Below are 18,676 nucleotides of genomic sequence, written 5' to 3' on the forward strand. Positions count from 1 at the left end.
GCCCTGGAGAGTGCACTCGGGGTCGACCATTGGGCCTATTGGCGGCACTGAGTGCCGCCAACTTACTCATCCTGCCCCCCTTCGCCCTGGTTCCGGAAGTGCTGTGTGACCTTTGCGACTCGTTTGATCGATCATTTTTCACGAGGGGCCGTACGAGGGCTCCCACGAGGCTCCCCGGGAGCCATCAGGCCTGCGCCAGGCGGAAGTCCAGGGCCGTGCACCGCCGTCCGGCGGACACCGTACGGACCGCCTGGCCTATCGCCTTGCGGGAGCCGACGAGGACGACCAGCTTCTTGGCGCGGGTGACGGCCGTGTAGAGGAGGTTGCGCTGGAGCATCATCCACGCGCTCGTGGTCACCGGGATCACCACCGCCGGGTACTCGCTGCCCTGCGAGCGGTGGATGGTCATCGCGTACGCATGCGCCAGCTCGTCGAGTTCGTCGAAGTCGTACGGCACCTCCTCGTCCTCGTCCGTCAGCACCGTCAGACGCTGCTCCTCCACGTCGAGGGAGGTGACGACTCCGACCGTGCCGTTGAAGACGCCGTTCTCGCCCTTCTCGTAGTTGTTGCGGATCTGGGTGACCTTGTCGCCGACGCGGAAGACCCGGCCGCCGAAGCGCTTTTCGGGGAGGTCGGGGCGGGCGGGTGTGATGGCCTGCTGGAGAAGGCCGTTCAGAACTCCCGCTCCTGCCGGGCCCCGGTGCATCGGCGCGAGGACCTGCACATCGCGGCGCGGGTCGAGCCCGAACTTGGCCGGAATCCGCCGCGCCGCCACGTCCACCGCGAGCCGGCCCGCCTCCTCGGTCTCGTCCTCGACGAAGAGGAAGAAGTCCTTCATGTTCTCCGTGTGCGGGTGCTGCCCGGAGTTGATCCGGTGCGCGTTCGTCACCACCCCGGACTGCTGGGCCTGGCGGAAGACCCGGGTGAGGCGGACCGCCGGGACCGGGCCGCCGTCGGCGAGCAGATCGCGCAGCACCTCGCCGGCGCCGACGCTGGGAAGCTGGTCGACGTCTCCCACGAAGAGGAGGTGCGCGCCCGGAGGCACCGCTTTGACCAGCTTGTTGGCGAGGAGGAGGTCGAGCATCGAGGCCTCGTCCACCACCACCAGGTCGGCGTCCAGCGGCCGGTCCTTGTCGTAGGCCGCGTCGCCGCCCGGCTTCAGCTCCAGGAGCCGGTGCACGGTGGAGGCGTCGGCGCCGGTCAGCTCGGCGAGACGCTTGGCGGCGCGGCCCGTGGGGGCGGCCAGGACGACCTTCGCCTGCTTGGCGCGCGCCAGTTCCACGATCGAGCGGACCGTGAACGACTTGCCGCAGCCGGGGCCGCCGGTGAGCACGGCGACCTTCTTGGTGAGCGCGAGCCGGACCGCGTCCTCCTGCTCGGGCGCCAACTCCGTGCCCGTACGCCCCTTCAGCCAGGCCAGTGCCTTGTCCCACACCACGTCATGGAAACCGGGCATCCGGTCCTGGTCGGTGCGCAGGAGGCGCAACAGCTGGGCCGAGAGGGAGAGTTCGGCGCGGTGGAAGGGCACCAGGTAGATGGCCGTCACCGGGACGCCGTCCGGGCCCGGCACCTTCTCCCGGACGACACCGGGGTCCTCGCCCTCCTCGGAAGGTGCCGCCAGCTCCGCGAGGCACTCGATGACAAGGCCCGTGTCCACCTGGAGCAGCTTCACCGCGTCCGCGATCAGCCGCTCCTCGGGGAGGTAGCAGTGGCCCTGGTCGGTGGACTGCGAAAGGGCGTACTGAAGACCGGCCTTGACGCGCTCCGGACTGTCGTGCGGGATGCCGACGGACTGGGCGATCTTGTCGGCGGTGAGGAAACCGATGCCCCAGACGTCCGACGCGAGCCGGTAGGGCTGGTTCTTGACCACGGAGATCGACGCGTCGCCGTACTTCTTGTAGATGCGGACCGCGATGGACGTGGACACCTCGACGGTCTGGAGGAAGAGCATGACCTCCTTGATCGCCTTCTGCTCCTCCCAGGCGTCGGCGATCTTCTTGGTGCGCTTGGGGCCGAGACCGGGGACCTCGATGAGCCGCTTCGGCTCCTCCTCGATGATCTGGAGGGTGTCCAGGCCGAAGTGCTGGGTGATGCGGTCGGCGAAGACCGGGCCGATGCCCTTGACCAGGCCCGAGCCGAGATAGCGGCGGATGCCCTGGATGGTGGCTGGGAGAACGGTTGTGTAGTTCTCCACCGTGAACTGCTTGCCGAACTGGGGATGGGAACCCCAGCGGCCTTCCATGCGGAGCAACTCCCCCGCCTGCGCACCGAGCAGCGAGCCCACGACGGTGAGCAGGTCGCCGCCGCCGCGGCCGGTGTCGACCCGCGCGACGGTGTATCCGTTCTCCTCGTTGGCGTACGTGATCCGTTCGAGCACGCCCTCCAGGACAGCCAGCTGAGACATGATCCGACGCTACCGCCCAGGTCTGACAGCCCGGGACGCCTGTGAACAATTCCGCCGCCGCGCTCCGTCGGCTCGCTTCATCACGATCCGGTCTCAGGGTCTTGTCATCGCCGGTGGAATCGATTCCAATCCTCCGTGTAATCGATTCCACAAGGAGGTGGAGCGGCGATGGCGAGCATCAAGGACGTTGCCGCCGAGGCCGGCGTATCCGTCGCCACGGTCTCGCGGGTCCTGAACGACCATCCGTCGGTCAGCGTGGACGCACGCGTGCGTGTGCTGACCGCCGTGGAGATTCTGGGCTACCGCCCGAACGCCGTCGCCCGCTCCCTGCGCACCGACCGGACCCGCACCCTCGGCCTGGTCATCAGCGACGTGATGAACCCGTACTTCACCGAACTGGCCCGCTCCGTCGAGGAGGCGGCCCGCACCCTCGGCTACAGCGTGATCATCGGAAACGCCGACGAACGTCCCGACCTTCAGGATCACCACGTACGGACCCTGCTGGACCGGCGCATCGACGGCCTCCTGGTCTCCCCCACCGACGGCGGCTCCCCCGGAATGCTGGACGTCGCGCGCGCGGGGACCCCGATGGTCTTCGTGGACCGCTGGATCCCGGGCCTGGACGTGCCCGTCGTACGGGCGGACGGGCGTGCGGCGGTACGCGATCTCGTCGCCCATCTGCACGGGCTCGGGCACCGCAGGCTCGCCATCATCACGGGCCCGGCGGCCACCACGACCGGCAGCGAGCGGGTCGAGGCCTTCAGGGAGGCCCTGGCCGAGTACGGGCTTCCGCTCCCCGACGCCTACATGGGGCAGGGCGATTTCCAGGCCGAGAGCGGGCGCCGGGCCACCGAGCGGTTCCTCGAACTCCCCGAGCCGCCCGAAGTCGTCTTCGCCGCCGACAACCTGATGGCGCTCGGCGCGCTGGACGCGGTCCGCGCGCGCGGGATGCGGATTCCTCACGACATCGCACTCGCCGCGTTCGACGACATCCCCTGGTTCGTGCACACCGATCCGCCGATCACCGCGATCGCCCAGCCGACGGGCGAACTGGGCCGGACCGCCGTACGCGCCCTGATCGACCGCATCGAGGGGCGGCCCCCGCAGTCGGTCACCCTCCCCGCCCGTCTCGTCGTACGCCGCTCGTGCGGCGAGGCCCCTGTCACAGAACCCGTCACAGAGAGGAGCAACCCGTGAGCCGCCGCCCAGACGAGTTGCCCGGTAGCGACTCGGACGAGCCACCTCGCACCGATGCGAACAAGTTGCCGCAGTCGCCGCAGTTGCCGCAGTTGCCGCAGTCGCCGCTTGCCGATTCAGACGAACTGCTGCGTATCGAGGGCATGCGCAAGACCTTTCCCGGCGTCGTCGCGCTCGACAGCGTGGACTTCGATCTGCGCCGCGGTGAGGTGCACGTACTGCTCGGCGAGAACGGCGCGGGCAAGAGCACCCTCATCAAGATGCTCTCCGGCGCCTACCACCCGGACGCCGGGCGGGTCCTCGTGGACGGCGAGGAGGTCCGTATCCAGGGGGCGCAGGACTCCGAGCGTCTCGGGATCGCGACCATCTACCAGGAGTTCAATCTCGTCCCCGATCTGACGGTCGCCGAGAACATCTTCCTGGGGAGGCAGCCGCGCCGCTTCGGGATGATCGACCGGAGGACGATGGAAGCCGAGGCCGCCCTGCTCCTCGATCGGGTCGGGGTGAACGTGTCCCCCCGGGCGCGGGTGCGTGAACTCGGTATCGCACGCCTCCAGATGGTCGAGATCGCGAAGGCGCTGAGCCTGGACGCGCGCGTGCTGATCATGGACGAGCCGACCGCCGTGCTCACCTCCGAGGAGGTCGAGAAGCTCTTCGCGATCGTGCGTCTGCTCCGCGAGGACGGCGTCGGGATCGTGTTCATCACCCATCACCTGGAGGAGATCGCCGCCATCGGCGACCGGGTCACGGTCATCCGCGACGGCAGGAGCGTCGGCCAGGTGCCCGCTTCCACGCCCCAGGACGAGCTCGTACGGCTCATGGTGGGCCGTTCCATCGAGCAGCAGTACCCGCGCGAACGGGCCGACGCCGGGGCCGCGTTGCTCACGGTCGAGGGGCTGACCCGGGACGGTGTCTTCCACGACGTGAGCTTCGAGGTACGGGCCGGTGAGGTCGTCGGCATCGCCGGGCTCGTCGGGGCCGGTCGTACGGAGGTCGTCCGGGCGGTCTTCGGGGCCGATCCGTACGACAAGGGGGCTGTCAGGGTCTCCGGTGCCTCCGTCCCCGGGCACGACGTCAGCGCGGCGATGACCGCGGGCATCGGGCTGGTGCCCGAGGACCGCAAGGGCCAGGGGCTGGTGCTCGACCAGTCGGTGGAGGAGAACCTCGGGCTCGTCACCATGCGGGCCGCCACCAAGGGTGGCCTGGTGGACCTCAAGGGGCAACGCGAGGCCGCCGCCGGTATCGCCGAGAAGCTGGGCGTACGGATGGCCGGACTCGCCCAGCACGTACGGACGTTGTCCGGCGGCAACCAGCAGAAAGTCGTCATCGGCAAGTGGCTGCTCGCCGACACCAAGGTGCTGATCCTCGACGAGCCGACGCGCGGTATCGACGTCGGCGCCAAGGTCGAGATCTACCAGCTGATCAACGAGTTGACGGCGGCCGGTGCCGCGGTGCTGATGATCTCCAGTGATCTGCCGGAGGTCCTCGGCATGAGCGACCGGGTGCTGGTGATGGCACAGGGCCGGATCGCGGGCGAGCTGTCCGCCGACGAGGCGACCCAGGACTCCGTGATGGCACTCGCCGTCAGCACACCGACCCAAGCAACTACCGCTGTGGAGGGCCACCGTGGCCACTGACACGCATCTGAGCACGACGGGCGCGAGTGGCGCCTCGGGAATCCGCCGGCTCCTGCTCGACAACGGCGCGCTCACCGCGCTCATCGTCCTGGTCGTCGCCATGTCGGCGCTGTCCGGCGACTTCCTGACCACCGACAACCTCCTCAACGTCGGCGTGCAGGCGGCCGTGACCGCCATCCTCGCCTTCGGCGTGACCTTCGTGATCGTCTCGGCGGGCATCGACCTGTCGGTCGGCTCGGTGGCGGCCCTGTCGGCCACGGTCCTTGCCTGGAGCGCCACTTCACACGGTGTGCCGGTCGTCCTGGCCGTTCTGCTGGCCATCGCCACCGGCATCGCGGCCGGCCTGATCAACGGCTTCCTCATCGCCTACGGCAAGCTGCCGCCGTTCATCGCGACGCTGGCCATGCTGTCGGTGGCCCGCGGTCTGTCCCTGGTGATCTCCCAGGGCTCCCCGATCGCCTTCCCGGCCTCGGTCTCGCACCTCGGCGACACCCTGGGCGGCTGGCTGCCGGTGCCGGTCCTCGTCATGATCGTGATGGGGCTCATCGCGGCCTTCGTGCTCGGCCGGACGTACATCGGCCGCTCCATGTACGCGATCGGCGGCAACGAGGAGGCCGCGCGCCTGTCGGGGCTGCGCGTGTCCAGGCAGAAGCTCGCCATCTACGCCTTCTCCGGCGTCTTCGCCGCCGCCGCGGGCATCGTCCTCGCCTCCCGGCTCTCCTCCGCGCAGCCGCAGGCCGCCGACGGCTACGAACTGGACGCGATCGCCGCGGTCGTCATCGGCGGCGCCTCCCTCGCGGGCGGCACCGGCAAGGCGTCCGGAACCCTGATCGGCGCGCTGATCCTGGCGGTGCTGCGTAATGGGCTCAACCTCCTCTCCGTGTCCGCCTTCTGGCAGCAGGTCGTCATCGGTGTCGTCATCGCGCTCGCGGTGCTGCTCGACACCGTGCGCCGCAAGGCCGGTGCCACGCCGGTGGGCGCCGGCGCGGGCGGCGGCGGCAACGGCAGGCAGGCCACGACGTACGTGCTCGCGGCCGTGGTCACGGTGGCGATCGTCGGCGCGACCTCCTTCCTGCACAACGACTCCTCCACGAGCACAAAACCCAAGGTCGGCCTGTCCCTCTCCACGCTCAACAACCCGTTCTTCGTGCAGATCCGGGCGGGCGCCCAGGCCGAGGCGAAGAAGCTGGGCCTGGACCTGACGGTCACGGACGCCCAGAACGACGCCTCCCAGCAGGCCAACCAACTCCAGAACTTCACCAGTTCGAACTACGGCGCGATCATCGTCAACCCGGTGGACTCGGACGCGGCGAGCAACTCCGTGAAGGCCGCCGACAAGGCGAAGATCCCCGTGATCGCCGTCGACCGAGACGTCAACAAGGCGACCGTGGACACGCTGGTCGCCTCCGACAACATCGCCGGCGGTGAACTCGCCGCCAAGACGATCGCCGAGAAGCTCGGCGGCACCGGCAAGATCGTGATCCTCCAGGGCCAGGCGGGCACATCGGCCGCCCGCGAGCGCGCCCAGGGCTTCGCCGACGGTCTCAAGGCCTACCCCGGCATCCAGGTCCTCGCCCAGCAGCCGGCCGACTTCGACCGCACCAAGGGCCTCGACGTGATGTCGAACCTGCTCCAGGCCCACCCCGACGTCCAGGGCGTCATCGCCGCCAACGACGAGATGGCGCTCGGCGCGATCAAGGCACTGGGCTCCAAGGCCGGCACGTCGGTCTCGGTCGTCGGCTTCGACGGCACGCCCGACGGTCTGACCGCGGTCAAGCAGGGCAGTCTGTACGCGTCCGTGGCGCAGCAGCCGAGTCAGCTCGGGAAGATCGCCGTGGACAACGCGCTGCGCGCCGCACAGGGCAAGAAGGTACAGACGACGGTGAAGGTGCCGGTGAAGGTCGTCACGAAGGAGAACGTGGCCGGGTTCACCGGCTGACAGCGGTCAAGTCACCATTGTGGGGAGACACTTCATGTACGACTACGACCTGCTGGTCGTGGGTTCGGCCAACGCCGACCTGGTGATCGGTGTCGAGCGAAGGCCCGCGGCCGGGGAGACGGTGCTCGGCTCCGACCTGACCGTCCACCCCGGCGGCAAGGGCGCCAACCAGGCCGTCGCCGCCGCCCGACTCGGCGCCCGTACGGCCCTGTTGGCCCGCGTCGGCAACGACGCGCACGGGCGGCTGCTGCTCGACTCGCAGCGGGCGGCCGGTGTCGACACCGTGGGCGTCCTGGTCGGCGGGGCGCCCACCGGGGTCGCGCTGATCACGGTGGATCCGTCCGGGGACAACAGCATCGTGGTCTCGCCCGGCGCGAACGGACGGCTGACGCCCGGGGACATCCGCGCGGCCGGGAGCCTCTTCCAGGCCTCCCGGGTGGTGTCGGCGCAGTTGGAGATCCCGTTGGAGACCGTCGTGGAGGTCGTACGGAATCTCGCCGACGACAGCCGTTTCGTACTGAATCCGTCACCGCCCCGGCCGTTGCCCCGCGAGGTGCTGGCGGCCTGCGACCCGCTGATCGTGAACGAGCACGAGGCGCGGGTGCTGATCGGCGCGGACGCGGGTCCGGAGCCCGAGGACTGGGCGCGGCGCCTGCTCGCTCTCGGCCCGAGCTCCGTGGTCATCACGCTGGGCGAGCAGGGCGCGCTGGTCGCCCAGCGGGCCGGGGCCCGGGTCCGGGTGCCGTCCGTGCGGGTCGAGGCCGTGGACACGACCGGGGCGGGCGACGCGTTCACCGCGGCGCTGGCCTGGCGGCTGGGGCGCGGGGAGTCGCTGGCCGAGGCCGCCGCGTACGCCGCCCGGGTCGGGGCCGCGGCGGTCACGCGGGCCGGGGCGCAGGAGTCCTTCCCGACGGCGGAGGAGGTCGCTTCTCTGTGAAGAAGGCCGGAATTCTGAACCGTCATCTCGCGGGCGCGCTGGCCGAGTTGGGCCACGGTGACGGGGTTCTGGTGTGCGACGCGGGGATGCCGATACCGGCGGGGCCGCGGGTCGTGGACCTGGCCTTCCGGGCCGGGGTGCCGTCCTTCGCCGAGGTGCTGGACGGGCTGCTGGACGAGCTGGTGCTGGAGGGCGCCACCGCCGCGCGCGAGGTCCGCAAGGCCAACCCGGAGGCCATGGCGCTGCTGGAAGCGCGCTTCCCGGGTTTGTGGACGGTCTCGCACGAGGAGCTGAAGGCGTTGTCGGCGGGGGCGCGGCTGATCGTACGGACCGGGGAGGCCCGGCCGTACGCGAACGTGCTGCTGCGGTGCGGGGTGTTCTTCTGAACCAGGCCTTTCAATCAGGCCTTTGAACCAGGCCTGGTTCAGCCAGGTCTTCCGGGCACGGCCTGGCTCAGTCTGGTCTTCCGGAACCGGCCTGCTTCAGCCAAGTCCTCCGGGCACGGTCTTCAGGACCCGGCCTTCTGCACCAGAAAGTATTTCGAGGGGGGTCCGGTCCGTCGACCGGGCCCCCCTCGGGTTCCCCTCCACATCAGAACCCCCGCGATCCCCCCAGATCCCCCTCCAGAAGTCCTGATGCCATGTACGACCCACAAGGTGGGGGAACGGTTGCACGGAGTTCTGAGATTCTTTCGCGAAGGAATCGGGCCGGCTCGGCAGAGGGGCCCGACGGCCCTGCCCCACCCCGTGACGGCAGAGGTGGGGCAGGGTGCGGGCGCGGCGACACCGCCGTGGCGGGTTTTTCCGCCACCGGAGCGTTACCGGACGGTGACGGTCACCGTCTTGGAGACCGTCTTGCCGTCGACGACGCGCAGGGTCTCCGTCCCCTTGGTCTTGAGCTTGTCGGAGATCTTGTAGGTGCCCTTCTTGACGGTGGCGCTCTCCGAGAGGGTGACCCACTTGCCGTTGACCTTCTCCTGGAGGGTCACCTTGCTGCCGTCCTTCAGACCGGTGACACGGCCGGTGACGGTGATCGACTGGCCGGTCTTCGCCTTGGTGGTGCTTGTCGAGACGGTGATGGCGGGAGCCTTCGCCGTCGGTACGGCGGCGTTGGCAGCCGTGGCACCTCCGGCGACGAGTGCGGCGGTGGCGAGGGAAACAGCGGCGATTCGAATGTTCACAGCGAACTCCTTGGTCATTGCCTTTTCTCTGGAAACCCGCCGCACACCCCTTGCAGCGAACTTGACCATACAGACACGGCCCAAGCAATTCCGGTTCCCTCAATCCGCAAGAAAGACCAGGTCAACAGCTAAATCACAGGAAACGTGTCAGATGCATCAACCCTGATCTGCACGTATTTGAAAGGCCTGTGGAATTGAGTCTCGATAAACTTCTGGAACAGGCCGCGCACTCCCCCGGACCAGCCGCCCGACTTCACGCGACCGACACAGCCACCGGCAACGCAGGCGCCCGCCTGGACGCGGACCTGCCCGAGGAGACGGAACTGCTGAACCCGGAAGGCCCGGCGCGCTTCCCGCGCCGGGCCTTCCTCTCGGAATCCGCCGACCTGCGGGTCTCCCCGCGAAGATAAGGTGCCACTGCGCCGAAAGAAGCGCAGGGCAGGGGGACTTGGGGAAGAACGGGGCGGCATGATCGGGACGGTGTTCCGGAGCGAGGACGTGCCCGCGGAGGACAGGTTCGAGTACTGGCGGGATCTGGTCCACAGGGCGATCACGCCCACCGACATCAGCAGCGAGCACGCCGCCGACTTCTGGGCCGAGCAGCGGCTGCTGGAACTAGGTCCTGTGATGGTGTGGCCGACGTCGTTCCTGCCGACTCGGTTCCGGCGCACCGAGAAGATGGTGCTGCGGACCGACCCCGAGCTGTTCCACCTGTCGCTGGTGCTCGGCGGCGGGCTGGGCGTCGACCACGCCGGGCGGAACGACATGTACGGCCCGCGCGACCTGTGGGTGTCCGACAGCTCGCGGCCCTACGACGTAGGACCGTCGGACGCCTCGGACCTCCAAGTGGTCACGGGGGTGGGTGTGGATTTCCCCAAGGCACTGCTGCCCCTGCCCCAGGACCGGATCAGGGAGCTGCTGGGCCGACGGCTGTCGGGGCGGGAGGGAACCGGCGCCCTGCTGGCGGGTTTCCTCACCGGCCTGGACAGGCAGCCGACTCCCTCCAGCCGTCCGACGCGCCACGCCTGGGTACGGTCCTGGTCGACCTCCTGTCAGCCTGGTTCGCCCAGCTGCTGGAGGCGGAGGCGGCCCTGCCGCCGGAGACCCGCCACCGGGCCATGACCGAGCGCATACGGGCGTTCATCCGCCAGAACCTGCACGACCCCGAGCTGACACCGCCCACCATCGCCGCCGCGCACCACATCTCCCTCAGCTACCTGCACCGCCTCTTCCAGGAGGAGGCGGGCGGCGAAACGGTCGCGGCCTGGATCCGCGGCCGACGTCTGGAGGCCGCCCGCCGCGACCTGGCGGACCCGGCACTGCACGCCACCCCGATCCACGTCATCGCCTCCCGCTGGGGCAACCCGCACAGCTCCGGATTCACCCGCGTCTTCCGCAGCGCGTACGGGATCTCCCCCCAGGAGTACCGGTTCCAGGCGTCGGCTGTACGGAAGTAGACGCAACGCCAAGTACCTGTGGACTCACTGCCAACGACAGCCACAGGATCACCCCGCATTCTGGAACCTGGTGTTCCATCCCTACCGGGGAGGGATGGAACACCAGAACATTCCCGCACCCCGGGCCTCGCGCCGTGGGCGGCCCTACCCCGCGTGCTCCACGAACCGCGCCGCCGTCTCCGCCAGCACCTCACGCCCGTCCCGCGCCCACAACCCGTCGTTGAACAGCTCGACTTCGATGGGACCGGTGTAGCCCGCCGCCTCGACGTACGAGCGCCACTCCCGCATGTCGATCGAGCCGTCGCCGATCTGCCCGCGTCCGTTGAGGACACCCTCAGGCAACGGGGTGATCCAGTCGGCGAGCTGGAAGGTGTGGATACGGCCGTCGGCGCCCGCGCGGGCGATCTGATCGGGAGCCGTGTCGTCCCACCAGATGTGGTACGTGTCCACCGTGACGCCGACCTGGTCCGCGGGGAAGCGTTCCGCGAGGTCCAGGGCCTGGGCCAGGGTCGACACCACACAACGGTCCGAGGCGTACATGGGGTGCAGCGGCTCGATGGCCAGGCGTACGCCCCGTTCCGCAGCGTACGGGCCCAACTCCCCCAGCGCGTCCGCGATGCGCTCCCGCGCGCCGCGCAGGTCCTTGTCCCCGGGCGGCAGTCCGCCGGAGACCAGGACCAGGGTGTCCGTGCCGAGCGTGACCGCCTCATCGATCGCCGAGCGGTTGTCCGCCAGGGCGGCGGCCCGCTCGGCCGGACCGGTCGCCGTGAGGAAGCCGCCCCGGCACAGGGTGGTCACCGCCAGACCGGCGTCACGGACCAGCTTGGCGGTCGCGTCGAGCCCGTACACCTGGACCGGTTCGCGCCAGAGACCGACACCCCGGACGCCCAACTCCACACAGGCATCGACCAGTTCGGGCATGGACAGCTGCTTCACCGTCATCTGGTTGATGGAGAATCGCGACAGGTTCACCGAGCCACTCCGTACAGGGACAGCATCGTCCTCATCCTCGTCTCGGCCAGCTCCGGGTTCGGGAACAGGCCCAGGCCGTCGGCCAGTTCGTAGGCGCGGGCGAAGTGCGGGAGCGAGCGCGCCGACTGTAGACCGCCGACCATGGTGAAGTGGGACTGGTGACCGGCGAGCCACGCCAGGAAGACAACTCCCGTCTTGTAGAAGCGGGTCGGGGCCTGGAAGAGGTGCCGGGACAACTCGACGGTCGGGTCGAGGAGTTCACGGAAGCCCTGCACATCACCGGTGTCCAGGGCACGTACCGCCTCCGCCGCCAGCGGCCCCAGCGGGTCGAAGATGCCCAACAGCGCGTGGCTGAAGCCCTGTTCGTCGCCCGCGATCAGCTCGGGGTAGTTGAAGTCGTCGCCGGTGTAGCAGCGCACGCCCTGCGGGAGGCGGCGGCGGATCGCGATCTCGCGCCGGGCGTCCAGCAGCGAGACCTTGATGCCGTCCACCTTGTCCGGGTGGGCCGCGATGACCTGGAGGAAAACCTCCGTGGCCGCGTCCAGGTCGCTGGAACCCCAGTAGCCCTCCAGCGCCGGGTCGAACATCGGCCCGAGCCAGTGCAGGATCACGGGTTCGGACGACTGCCGGAGCAGCTGGCCGTACACCTCCAGGTAGTCCTCGGGCCCGGTGGCGGCCGCAGCCAGCGCCCGCGAGGCCATCAGGATCGCCTGGGCGCCCGACTCCTCGACGAGGGCCAGCTGCTCCTCGTAAGCCTTCCGGATCTCGGCCGGCGAGCCCCCCGCGAGCTGGTCCGTGCCGACGCCGCACGCGATCCGCCCGCCGACGGCCCTGGCCTCCGCGGCCGACCGGCGGATCAGCTCCGCCGCGCCCGCCCAGTCGAGGCCCATCCCCCGCTGCGCGGTGTCCATCGCCTCGGCGACACCGAGCCCGTGGGACCACAGATGGCGCCGGAAGGCGAGGGTCGCGTCCCAGTCGACGGCCGCGGCCGAGTCGGGGGACACGTCCGCGTACGGGTCGGCGACGACGTGCGCCGCCGAGAAGACCGTACGGGAGGTGAAGGGCGCGCCGGCAGCGCGGACGAGGGATTCGGAGCGCGGTGTATAGGCATGCAACTCTCCTCCCGTTCCCGGCAGTTGGATGACACTCACAGCGAGATCTCCGGTACGGCGAGACGGCGGCCCTCGGCCGAGGACTTCAGGCCGAGTTCGGCGAGCTGGACACCGCGGGCGCCGGCCAGGAGGTCCCAGCGGTAGGGCGCATCGGCGTACACGTGCCGGAGGAACAGCTCCCACTGGGCCTTGAACCCGTTGTCGAACTCGGTGTTGTCGGGGACCTCCTGCCACTGGTCGCGGAAGGAGTAGGTGGCCGGGATGTCGGGGTTCCAGACCGGCTTGGGGGTCGAACCTCGGTGCTGCACACGGCAGTTGCGCAACCCGGCAACCGCAGACCCCTCCGTACCGTCCACCTGGAACTCCACGAGCTCGTCGCGATGGACGCGCACGGCCCACGACGAGTTGATCTGGGCGATCGCACCACTCTCCAACTCGAAGACGCCGTAAGCCGCGTCGTCCGCCGTCGCGTCATACGGCTTGTCCCCCTCGTCCCAACGCTGCGGGATGTGGGTGGCGGTGAGGGCCTGGACGGAGGTGACCCGCCCGAAGAGCTCGTGCAGCACGTACTCCCAGTGCGGGAACATGTCGACGACGATGCCGCCGCCGTCCTCGGCACGGTAGTTCCAGGAGGGCCGCTGGGCGGACTGCCAGTCGCCCTCGAAGACCCAGTAGCCGAACTCCCCGCGGATGGACAGGATCCGGCCGAAGAAGCCGCCGTCGATGAGGCGCTTGAGCTTGAGCAGGCCGGGGAGGAAGAGCTTGTCCTGGACGACGCCGTGCTTGATGCCCCTGTCGTGAGCGAGGCGGGCCAGTTCCAGCGCGCCGTCGAGGCCGGTCGCGGTCGGCTTCTCGGTGTAGATGTGCTTGCCCGCCGCGATCGCCGCCCTGAGCGCCTCCTCGCGGGCGGAGGTGACCTGCGCGTCGAAGTAGAGGTCGATGGTGGGGTCGGCGAGAACGGCGTCCAGGTCGGTGGACCACTCCTCCAGGCCGTGCTGCTCGGCGAGCGCCTTCAGGGCGTACTCGCGGCGGCCGACGAGGACGGGTTCGGGCCACAGCACGGTGCCGTCGCCCAGGTCGAGGCCGCCCTGTTTGCGCAGGGCGAGGATCGAGCGGACAAGGTGCTGGCGGTGACCCATGCGCCCCGTCACGCCGTTCATGGCGATACGCACCGTCTTGCGTGTCACGTCATTCCCTTCGTACGCCGGTTCCGCGCCCCGTACGCCCCATCGACGAACTGATGAGCGCACTAGAAAGCGCTTTCTACACAGGAGGAAGCTAGCCTCTGCTGAGCCCATCGGACAAGACCGCAGGGGGACGAGATGTCCGATCCGTCGGACGGGTGGACGCGGGGGGTGTGGTCAGGGTCGGATGTACGCATATATGGGCCGCCCGAACACCTGGCTCCCCGGAGCACCGGACCGGCCTCGGGGAACCGTGTGGCCGCACGCCTTTCACGAAGACGACAACGAGTTGCGCAACCGGAGGACGACGAGATGACCGTGACCCTGGCGGACGTGGCAGCGCGTGCGCAGGTCTCGCCCGCGACCGTGTCCCGGGTGCTGAACGGGAACTATCCCGTCGCGGAGGCCACCCGCGAGCGGGTGCTGCGCGCGGTGAACGAGCTGGACTATGTGCTGAACGGGCCCGCGAGTTCGCTGGCCGCCGCGACGTCCGACCTCGTCGGGATCCTCGTCAACGACATCGCCGACCCCTTCTTCGGAATCATGGCGGCCGCGATCCAGTCGGAGATCTGCGGCCCCGGCGGCCGCGCGGGCGGGGAGCGCCTCGGGGTGGTGTGCAACACGGGCGGCTCCCCGGAGCGCGAACTGACGTACCTCACGCTCCTTCAGCGCCAACGCGCCGCCGCCGTCGTCCTCACCGGCGGCGCGATCGAGGACGCCACGCACGCCACCGCCGTCGCCGCGAAGCTGCGCCGGCTGACGGATGCGGGGACCAGGGTCGTCCTCTGCGGACGGCCGCCCTCGCCCGAGGCCGCCGAGGCGATCGCCCTCACCTTCGACAACCGTGGGGGCGGCCAGGAACTCACCGAGCACCTGATCGGCCTCGGGCACCGACGGCTCGGCTATATCGCCGGCCCCGAGGCGCGCACGACGACCCGGCACCGACTCGAGGGCCACCGGGACGCACTGGCCGCACACGGAATCAAGGACGACCCCCTGCGCACCCTGCACGGGCGCTACGACCGCCGCTCCGGCTACGAGGCGACCCTCGAACTCCTACGCTGCGACCCCGCGTTGACCGCCGTCGTCGCCGCGAACGACACCGTCGCCCTCGGCGCATGTGCCGCCCTACGGGACTCAGGCCTACGCATTCCGGACGACGTGTCCGTGGCGGGCTTCGACGACCTCCCGTTCAGCATCGACGCGGTGCCCGCACTGACAACGGTGCGACTGCCCCTGTCCGAGGCCGGGGCACGCGCCGGCCGGATCGCCATGGGCCGGGAGGAGCCGCCGCCCGGGGGGATCGCCACGGTGCGAGGGGAGTTGACGGTACGGGGTTCGACGGGAGCGCCGCGGTCGTAGGAACTCACGGGGCTTGGGCGTAGAACCTGCATGAGCCCCGAACCCGGTGGCGAGGTAACCGTAGGAGCCCTGCCCGATGCGGTGCACCGAGGCAAGACACCTCCCTCAACCGGCGCGGAGGGGACCCGTACCGCCCCGTGCCCGACCGGCAGCCAGTACACGCGCGCTTCCTTCGCCTGTTTCCCGCGCCACTGGTCGGCGTACCCCTTGATGATCAGCCGCATGCCGACGGGCTCCGCTCAGTGAACCTCGTAAATGCCATCGAGCTGACCGCCGGTCCGTTCGGCGATCGAATTGCGCCGCACGCGGCCACCACAGCCTCAAGCCGGCGTCCATCTCCGCGCCGGAGTAGACGCGATGCCGAGCATCAGTGGACTCACAGCCAACGACAGCCTCAGGAGTCGCCCCCCAAACTGGTGGGATGGTTTCGCAGACTGTTCTCGATCCGGGAACGCTGTCGTACCCCACCGATGGAACGATTCGATGAACTTCGAGGAAGGCTCTACTCAGAGCCGCCCATCGCTAGCGAATGCGAAGGAACGGACAAGCCAGATGCAGCGCGGACTGCCAGGAACCTCCCGAATAAGAAGACTTGCCGTCGCCGCGGCGGCCGTCGCCCTGTTGAGCGCGCCCGTGCTCACGGGCTCCTCACTGACCGGCACGGCATCGGCAGCCGAGAGCGCCAAGGCCGCCGAGACCACTACGGCCGTCGCGACCGACGTCTACGCACGGCTCTACAACCAGGGCACCGGCAAGTGCCTCGCCGTCCCCAGCGGCAGCCCGACCGCCGGAACCGAGCTGATCCAGTGGCCATGCAGCACCAGCACGAGCGAGTACTGGAAGCTCGAAGCGGTGACGGGCGGCTACCTGGTGCGCAACCAGGCGAGCGACCAGTGCCTGGCCATCCCCAGCGGCAGCCCGACGGAGGGCGTCACTGCCATCCAGTGGACGTGCAGCAGCACCAGCAACTCGCAGATCTGGATTCGCGGTGACCTCGGCCAGCTGACGAACAAGGCCAGCTCGCTCTGCCTGGCCATCCCCAACACCTCAACTACCGACGGAACCAAGGCTTTCCAGTGGGCCTGCTCCGGGAACAAGGACCAGCAGTGGCTCTGGTAGCGGAACAGCGGACCACGCGGCGGCCCCGGCCGGTACTCCTGACGGCACTGCTCGCCCTCGTCGCCGCCCTGGTCGGGGGCTTCCTCGTCTTCCCCGACCGTGCGTCCGCGGCGGGGGTCTCCGGCGCGGTGACGGTCTACGAGAACACCGCGACCGAGGGCGACGGAACCCGGGTGCCCGACATCATCAGCACCAGTGCGAACAACGCGGTCGTGGTCTGGCGGGAGGGTACGACCGCTGCGGTGGTCGGCGAGTCCGGCAACGTCGTCGACCACGGGTACATGCGGTACTCGTACACCACCGACGGCGGCGCGACCTGGAGCCCCGCACAGACGCTGGCGCAGGAGACCAGCGAGTACTCCTGGCACTTCGTCACCCTCTACCAGGTGGGCGACACGATCTACGCGTACCTGGGCCGGACCTCGCCCGCGAACCGCACGGGCCTGCCGATCAACGCCATCGTCGCCAAGAAGAGCACCGACCAGGGACACACCTGGCAGGACTTCACCGTCAACATGCCGATCGACAACCCGGACACCCGGGACGTCGTCGAGGGCCTGGGGAACCTCGCCTTCGCCGGACGCCCGGTCCAACTGGCCGACGGAACGTACGTCATGCCGTACTGGGCGTCGGGCCGGCAGAACGGGGCGCTGTACTCCACCAACCTGGTGGACTGGACGGCCGGCACCCCTGCGGGGGACCCGAACAGCTACCTCGGCGGTGAACCGCAGCTGGTCGTCTCGCAGGACGACCCGAACAAGCTGCTCATGGTCGCCCGCAGCAGCTACGCCGTCTCGAAGACATCCGCGGTGACGGCCACCAGCACCGACGGCGGCAAGTCCTGGTCCAACTTCGCGCTGGACAGCAACATTCCCAGCAACGACTCCAAGGTCTACTTCACGAAGGACAGCGCCGGCCGGTATCTGACCATCGCCAACACCTCCTACGCCACCAGCGCTTATCGGCTGACCCTGGACTACAAGGTCAAGAGCCCCGGCGCGGCCTGGGGAACGAGCAAGCTCTTCGCCGACGGCCCCGCATACGACCCGACACCGGCAGGCACGGGCGCCGGCTGGGACACCTATCCCATGGCCGACGAGTACGCGCCCGGCAAGTTCTTCGTCGTCTGGGAGTACGACACCTCGGTCATCAAGGTGAGCAAGCTAGACATAACCAGCTGAGTCGTCGACTCCGGCGTTCGAGTTCGCGCCGCCGAGGGGGTGAGCCCCCTGAAGATACCCACGGGCTCACCCCCGAGCGACCACACTCCGCCCCCGCATCCCCGTAGGGGGATACTGGCCCCAGGCGGTCAATTCGCGGCATGGCTGCGGCAGCCACCGGGCTGCTACTCCTGACGACGGCCCGCTGCACCGGCGGCGACGCCACCGCTGCCGCCGAACCCACAGGCGGGCCGACGTCGACCACAGCCGATCCCTCCGCCCCCACCAGGACGTCAACTCCTCCCCCCTCCCCCGCCGACCCGGTGTCGATCCCGGCCCTGATGGAGCGCAAGCACACGGGCTCGAACCTCCGCCTCGGATACACCGAGGACGTCATCGGCGCCGTTCTGGCCCTGCGCTCCTCCACCCGCGCGGAGATCGACGGCGACCGGATCGGCCTGCTGGGCCGGTCGATGGGCGGCGGCGTCGCGTACAACACGCTGGTCGTGGCACCCGGCCTGGTGGACGCCGCCGTGGTGTTCGCGCCGGTGAGCTCACGTCCTGCCGAGAACGTCGACCGGTTCCGGCGTAGCGACGGCGACCCGCTCGTCGCCGAGATCGAGGCAGCCCACGGCACACCCGAGGAGAACCCGGCGTTCTGGCAGGAGGTCTCCCCCATCACGTACGCCGACCGCCTGAGCGAGCCGCTGCTGATCCACCACGGCACCGCCGACGACACCTGCCCCATCACCTGGTCGCGCCAGACCATGGCCGCCTTCAAGGCAGCGGGCAAGGACGTACAACTCAAGGAGTACGAGGGCGAGGGCCACGCCTTCGGCCCCCAGTGGCCGGCTTCCATGGAAACGACCATGGACTTCTTCGCCCAGCACCTCCGCTGAGCAACCGAAGCAACGCAAGCCCCCCTGCACCGGCAGCCGCGTAGGCACGGAAGAGGGGCTTCGGAACACACCCGTGGACGCCCGGCCGGCCACGACTTACGCTGGAAGAGAACCTCT

General features: G+C 69.5%; 15 protein-coding genes and 1 pseudogene. 11 read left to right on the forward strand and 5 right to left on the reverse strand.

From position 1 onward, the window contains the following. Window positions 1-184: 184 nt before the first annotated feature. Complete coding sequence (locus ACIPC1_RS05075) at window positions 185-2,404, reverse strand: ATP-dependent RecD-like DNA helicase (RefSeq protein WP_402513277.1); 2,220 nt, start codon at window positions 2,402-2,404, stop codon at window positions 185-187. A 168-nt stretch (window positions 2,405-2,572) separates the two neighbouring features. Between ACIPC1_RS05075 and ACIPC1_RS05080 the strand changes: the two genes are divergently transcribed. From ACIPC1_RS05080 to rbsD, 5 genes are all read left to right on the forward strand, one after another. After that, complete coding sequence (locus tag ACIPC1_RS05080; protein ID WP_402513279.1) at window positions 2,573-3,601, forward strand: LacI family DNA-binding transcriptional regulator; 1,029 nt, start codon at window positions 2,573-2,575, stop codon at window positions 3,599-3,601. A gap of 143 nt (window positions 3,602-3,744) precedes the next feature. After that, the gene (locus ACIPC1_RS05085; protein ID WP_402513428.1) at window positions 3,745-5,238 is read left to right on the forward strand and encodes a sugar ABC transporter ATP-binding protein; all 1,494 of its coding nucleotides are present in this window, start codon (window positions 3,745-3,747) and stop codon (window positions 5,236-5,238) included. Continuing rightward, entirely contained in the window at window positions 5,228-7,177 is a 1,950-nt protein-coding gene (locus ACIPC1_RS05090) for a substrate-binding domain-containing protein (protein ID WP_402513281.1), read from the forward strand. The genes ACIPC1_RS05085 and ACIPC1_RS05090 overlap by 11 nt, the downstream gene beginning before the upstream one ends. Before the next feature lie 34 nt (window positions 7,178-7,211). Then, window positions 7,212-8,114, forward strand: a complete 903-nt coding sequence (locus ACIPC1_RS05095; RefSeq protein WP_402513282.1) for a ribokinase — start codon at window positions 7,212-7,214, stop codon at window positions 8,112-8,114. Next, on the forward strand, window positions 8,111-8,500 hold the full coding sequence (gene rbsD / locus ACIPC1_RS05100) for a D-ribose pyranase (RefSeq protein ID WP_384373580.1): 390 nt from the start codon (window positions 8,111-8,113) through the stop codon (window positions 8,498-8,500). Before ACIPC1_RS05095 ends, rbsD begins: the two co-directional genes overlap by 4 nt. 431 nt (window positions 8,501-8,931) lie before the next feature. Here rbsD and ACIPC1_RS05105 read toward each other — a convergent pair whose 3' ends face one another. Continuing rightward, complete coding sequence (locus ACIPC1_RS05105) at window positions 8,932-9,294, reverse strand: hypothetical protein (protein ID WP_402513283.1); 363 nt, start codon at window positions 9,292-9,294, stop codon at window positions 8,932-8,934. Window positions 9,295-9,488: 194 nt separating this feature from the next. On the opposite strand from ACIPC1_RS05105, the gene ACIPC1_RS05110 reads away from it, so the two are divergent. Both ACIPC1_RS05110 and ACIPC1_RS05115 read left to right on the forward strand, forming a co-directional pair. Next, window positions 9,489-9,704 carry a hypothetical protein gene (locus ACIPC1_RS05110; RefSeq protein WP_402513285.1) on the forward strand — a complete coding sequence of 72 codons (216 nt, stop codon included), beginning with the start codon at window positions 9,489-9,491 and terminating at the stop codon, window positions 9,702-9,704. 58 nt (window positions 9,705-9,762) lie between these two features. Next, a pseudogene (locus ACIPC1_RS05115) lies at window positions 9,763-10,751 on the forward strand (AraC family transcriptional regulator). A 144-nt stretch (window positions 10,752-10,895) separates the two neighbouring features. Here the strand turns inward: ACIPC1_RS05115 and ACIPC1_RS05120 are convergent. From ACIPC1_RS05120 to ACIPC1_RS05130, 3 genes are read right to left on the reverse strand one after another with little or no spacing between them, the layout of a single operon-like run. Continuing rightward, window positions 10,896-11,693 (reverse strand): sugar phosphate isomerase/epimerase family protein, encoded by a 798-nt coding sequence (locus ACIPC1_RS05120; protein ID WP_402513431.1) that lies wholly within the window; start codon window positions 11,691-11,693, stop codon window positions 10,896-10,898. Between the two features lie 26 nt (window positions 11,694-11,719). Then, on the reverse strand, window positions 11,720-12,874 hold the full coding sequence (locus ACIPC1_RS05125) for a dihydrodipicolinate synthase family protein (protein ID WP_402513287.1): 1,155 nt from the start codon (window positions 12,872-12,874) through the stop codon (window positions 11,720-11,722). Continuing rightward, window positions 12,871-14,022: a Gfo/Idh/MocA family protein gene (locus ACIPC1_RS05130; RefSeq protein WP_402513289.1), complete on the reverse strand. Its 1,152-nt coding sequence runs from the start codon at window positions 14,020-14,022 to the stop codon at window positions 12,871-12,873. Before ACIPC1_RS05130 ends, ACIPC1_RS05125 begins: the two co-directional genes overlap by 4 nt. A 309-nt stretch (window positions 14,023-14,331) precedes the next feature. On the opposite strand from ACIPC1_RS05130, the gene ACIPC1_RS05135 reads away from it, so the two are divergent. From ACIPC1_RS05135 to ACIPC1_RS05150, 4 genes are all read left to right on the forward strand, one after another. Then, window positions 14,332-15,381, forward strand: coding sequence for a LacI family DNA-binding transcriptional regulator (locus ACIPC1_RS05135; RefSeq protein WP_402513291.1), 1,050 nt, complete (start codon window positions 14,332-14,334; stop codon window positions 15,379-15,381). 552 nt (window positions 15,382-15,933) lie between these two features. Continuing rightward, a complete protein-coding gene (locus tag ACIPC1_RS05140; protein WP_384373562.1) occupies window positions 15,934-16,500 on the forward strand; it encodes an RICIN domain-containing protein in 567 nt (188 codons plus the stop codon). Beyond that, complete coding sequence (locus ACIPC1_RS05145; RefSeq protein WP_402513293.1) at window positions 16,488-17,681, forward strand: sialidase family protein; 1,194 nt, start codon at window positions 16,488-16,490, stop codon at window positions 17,679-17,681. Before ACIPC1_RS05140 ends, ACIPC1_RS05145 begins: the two co-directional genes overlap by 13 nt. Before the next feature lie 140 nt (window positions 17,682-17,821). Next, the gene (locus ACIPC1_RS05150) at window positions 17,822-18,559 is read left to right on the forward strand and encodes an alpha/beta hydrolase family protein (RefSeq protein ID WP_402513294.1); all 738 of its coding nucleotides are present in this window, start codon (window positions 17,822-17,824) and stop codon (window positions 18,557-18,559) included. The last annotated feature ends 117 nt before the right edge of the window (window positions 18,560-18,676 follow it).

The sequence above is a fragment of the Streptomyces sp. NPDC087263 genome (genome assembly GCF_044744645.1).
Classification (GTDB): Bacteria; Actinomycetota; Actinomycetes; order Streptomycetales; family Streptomycetaceae; genus Streptomyces.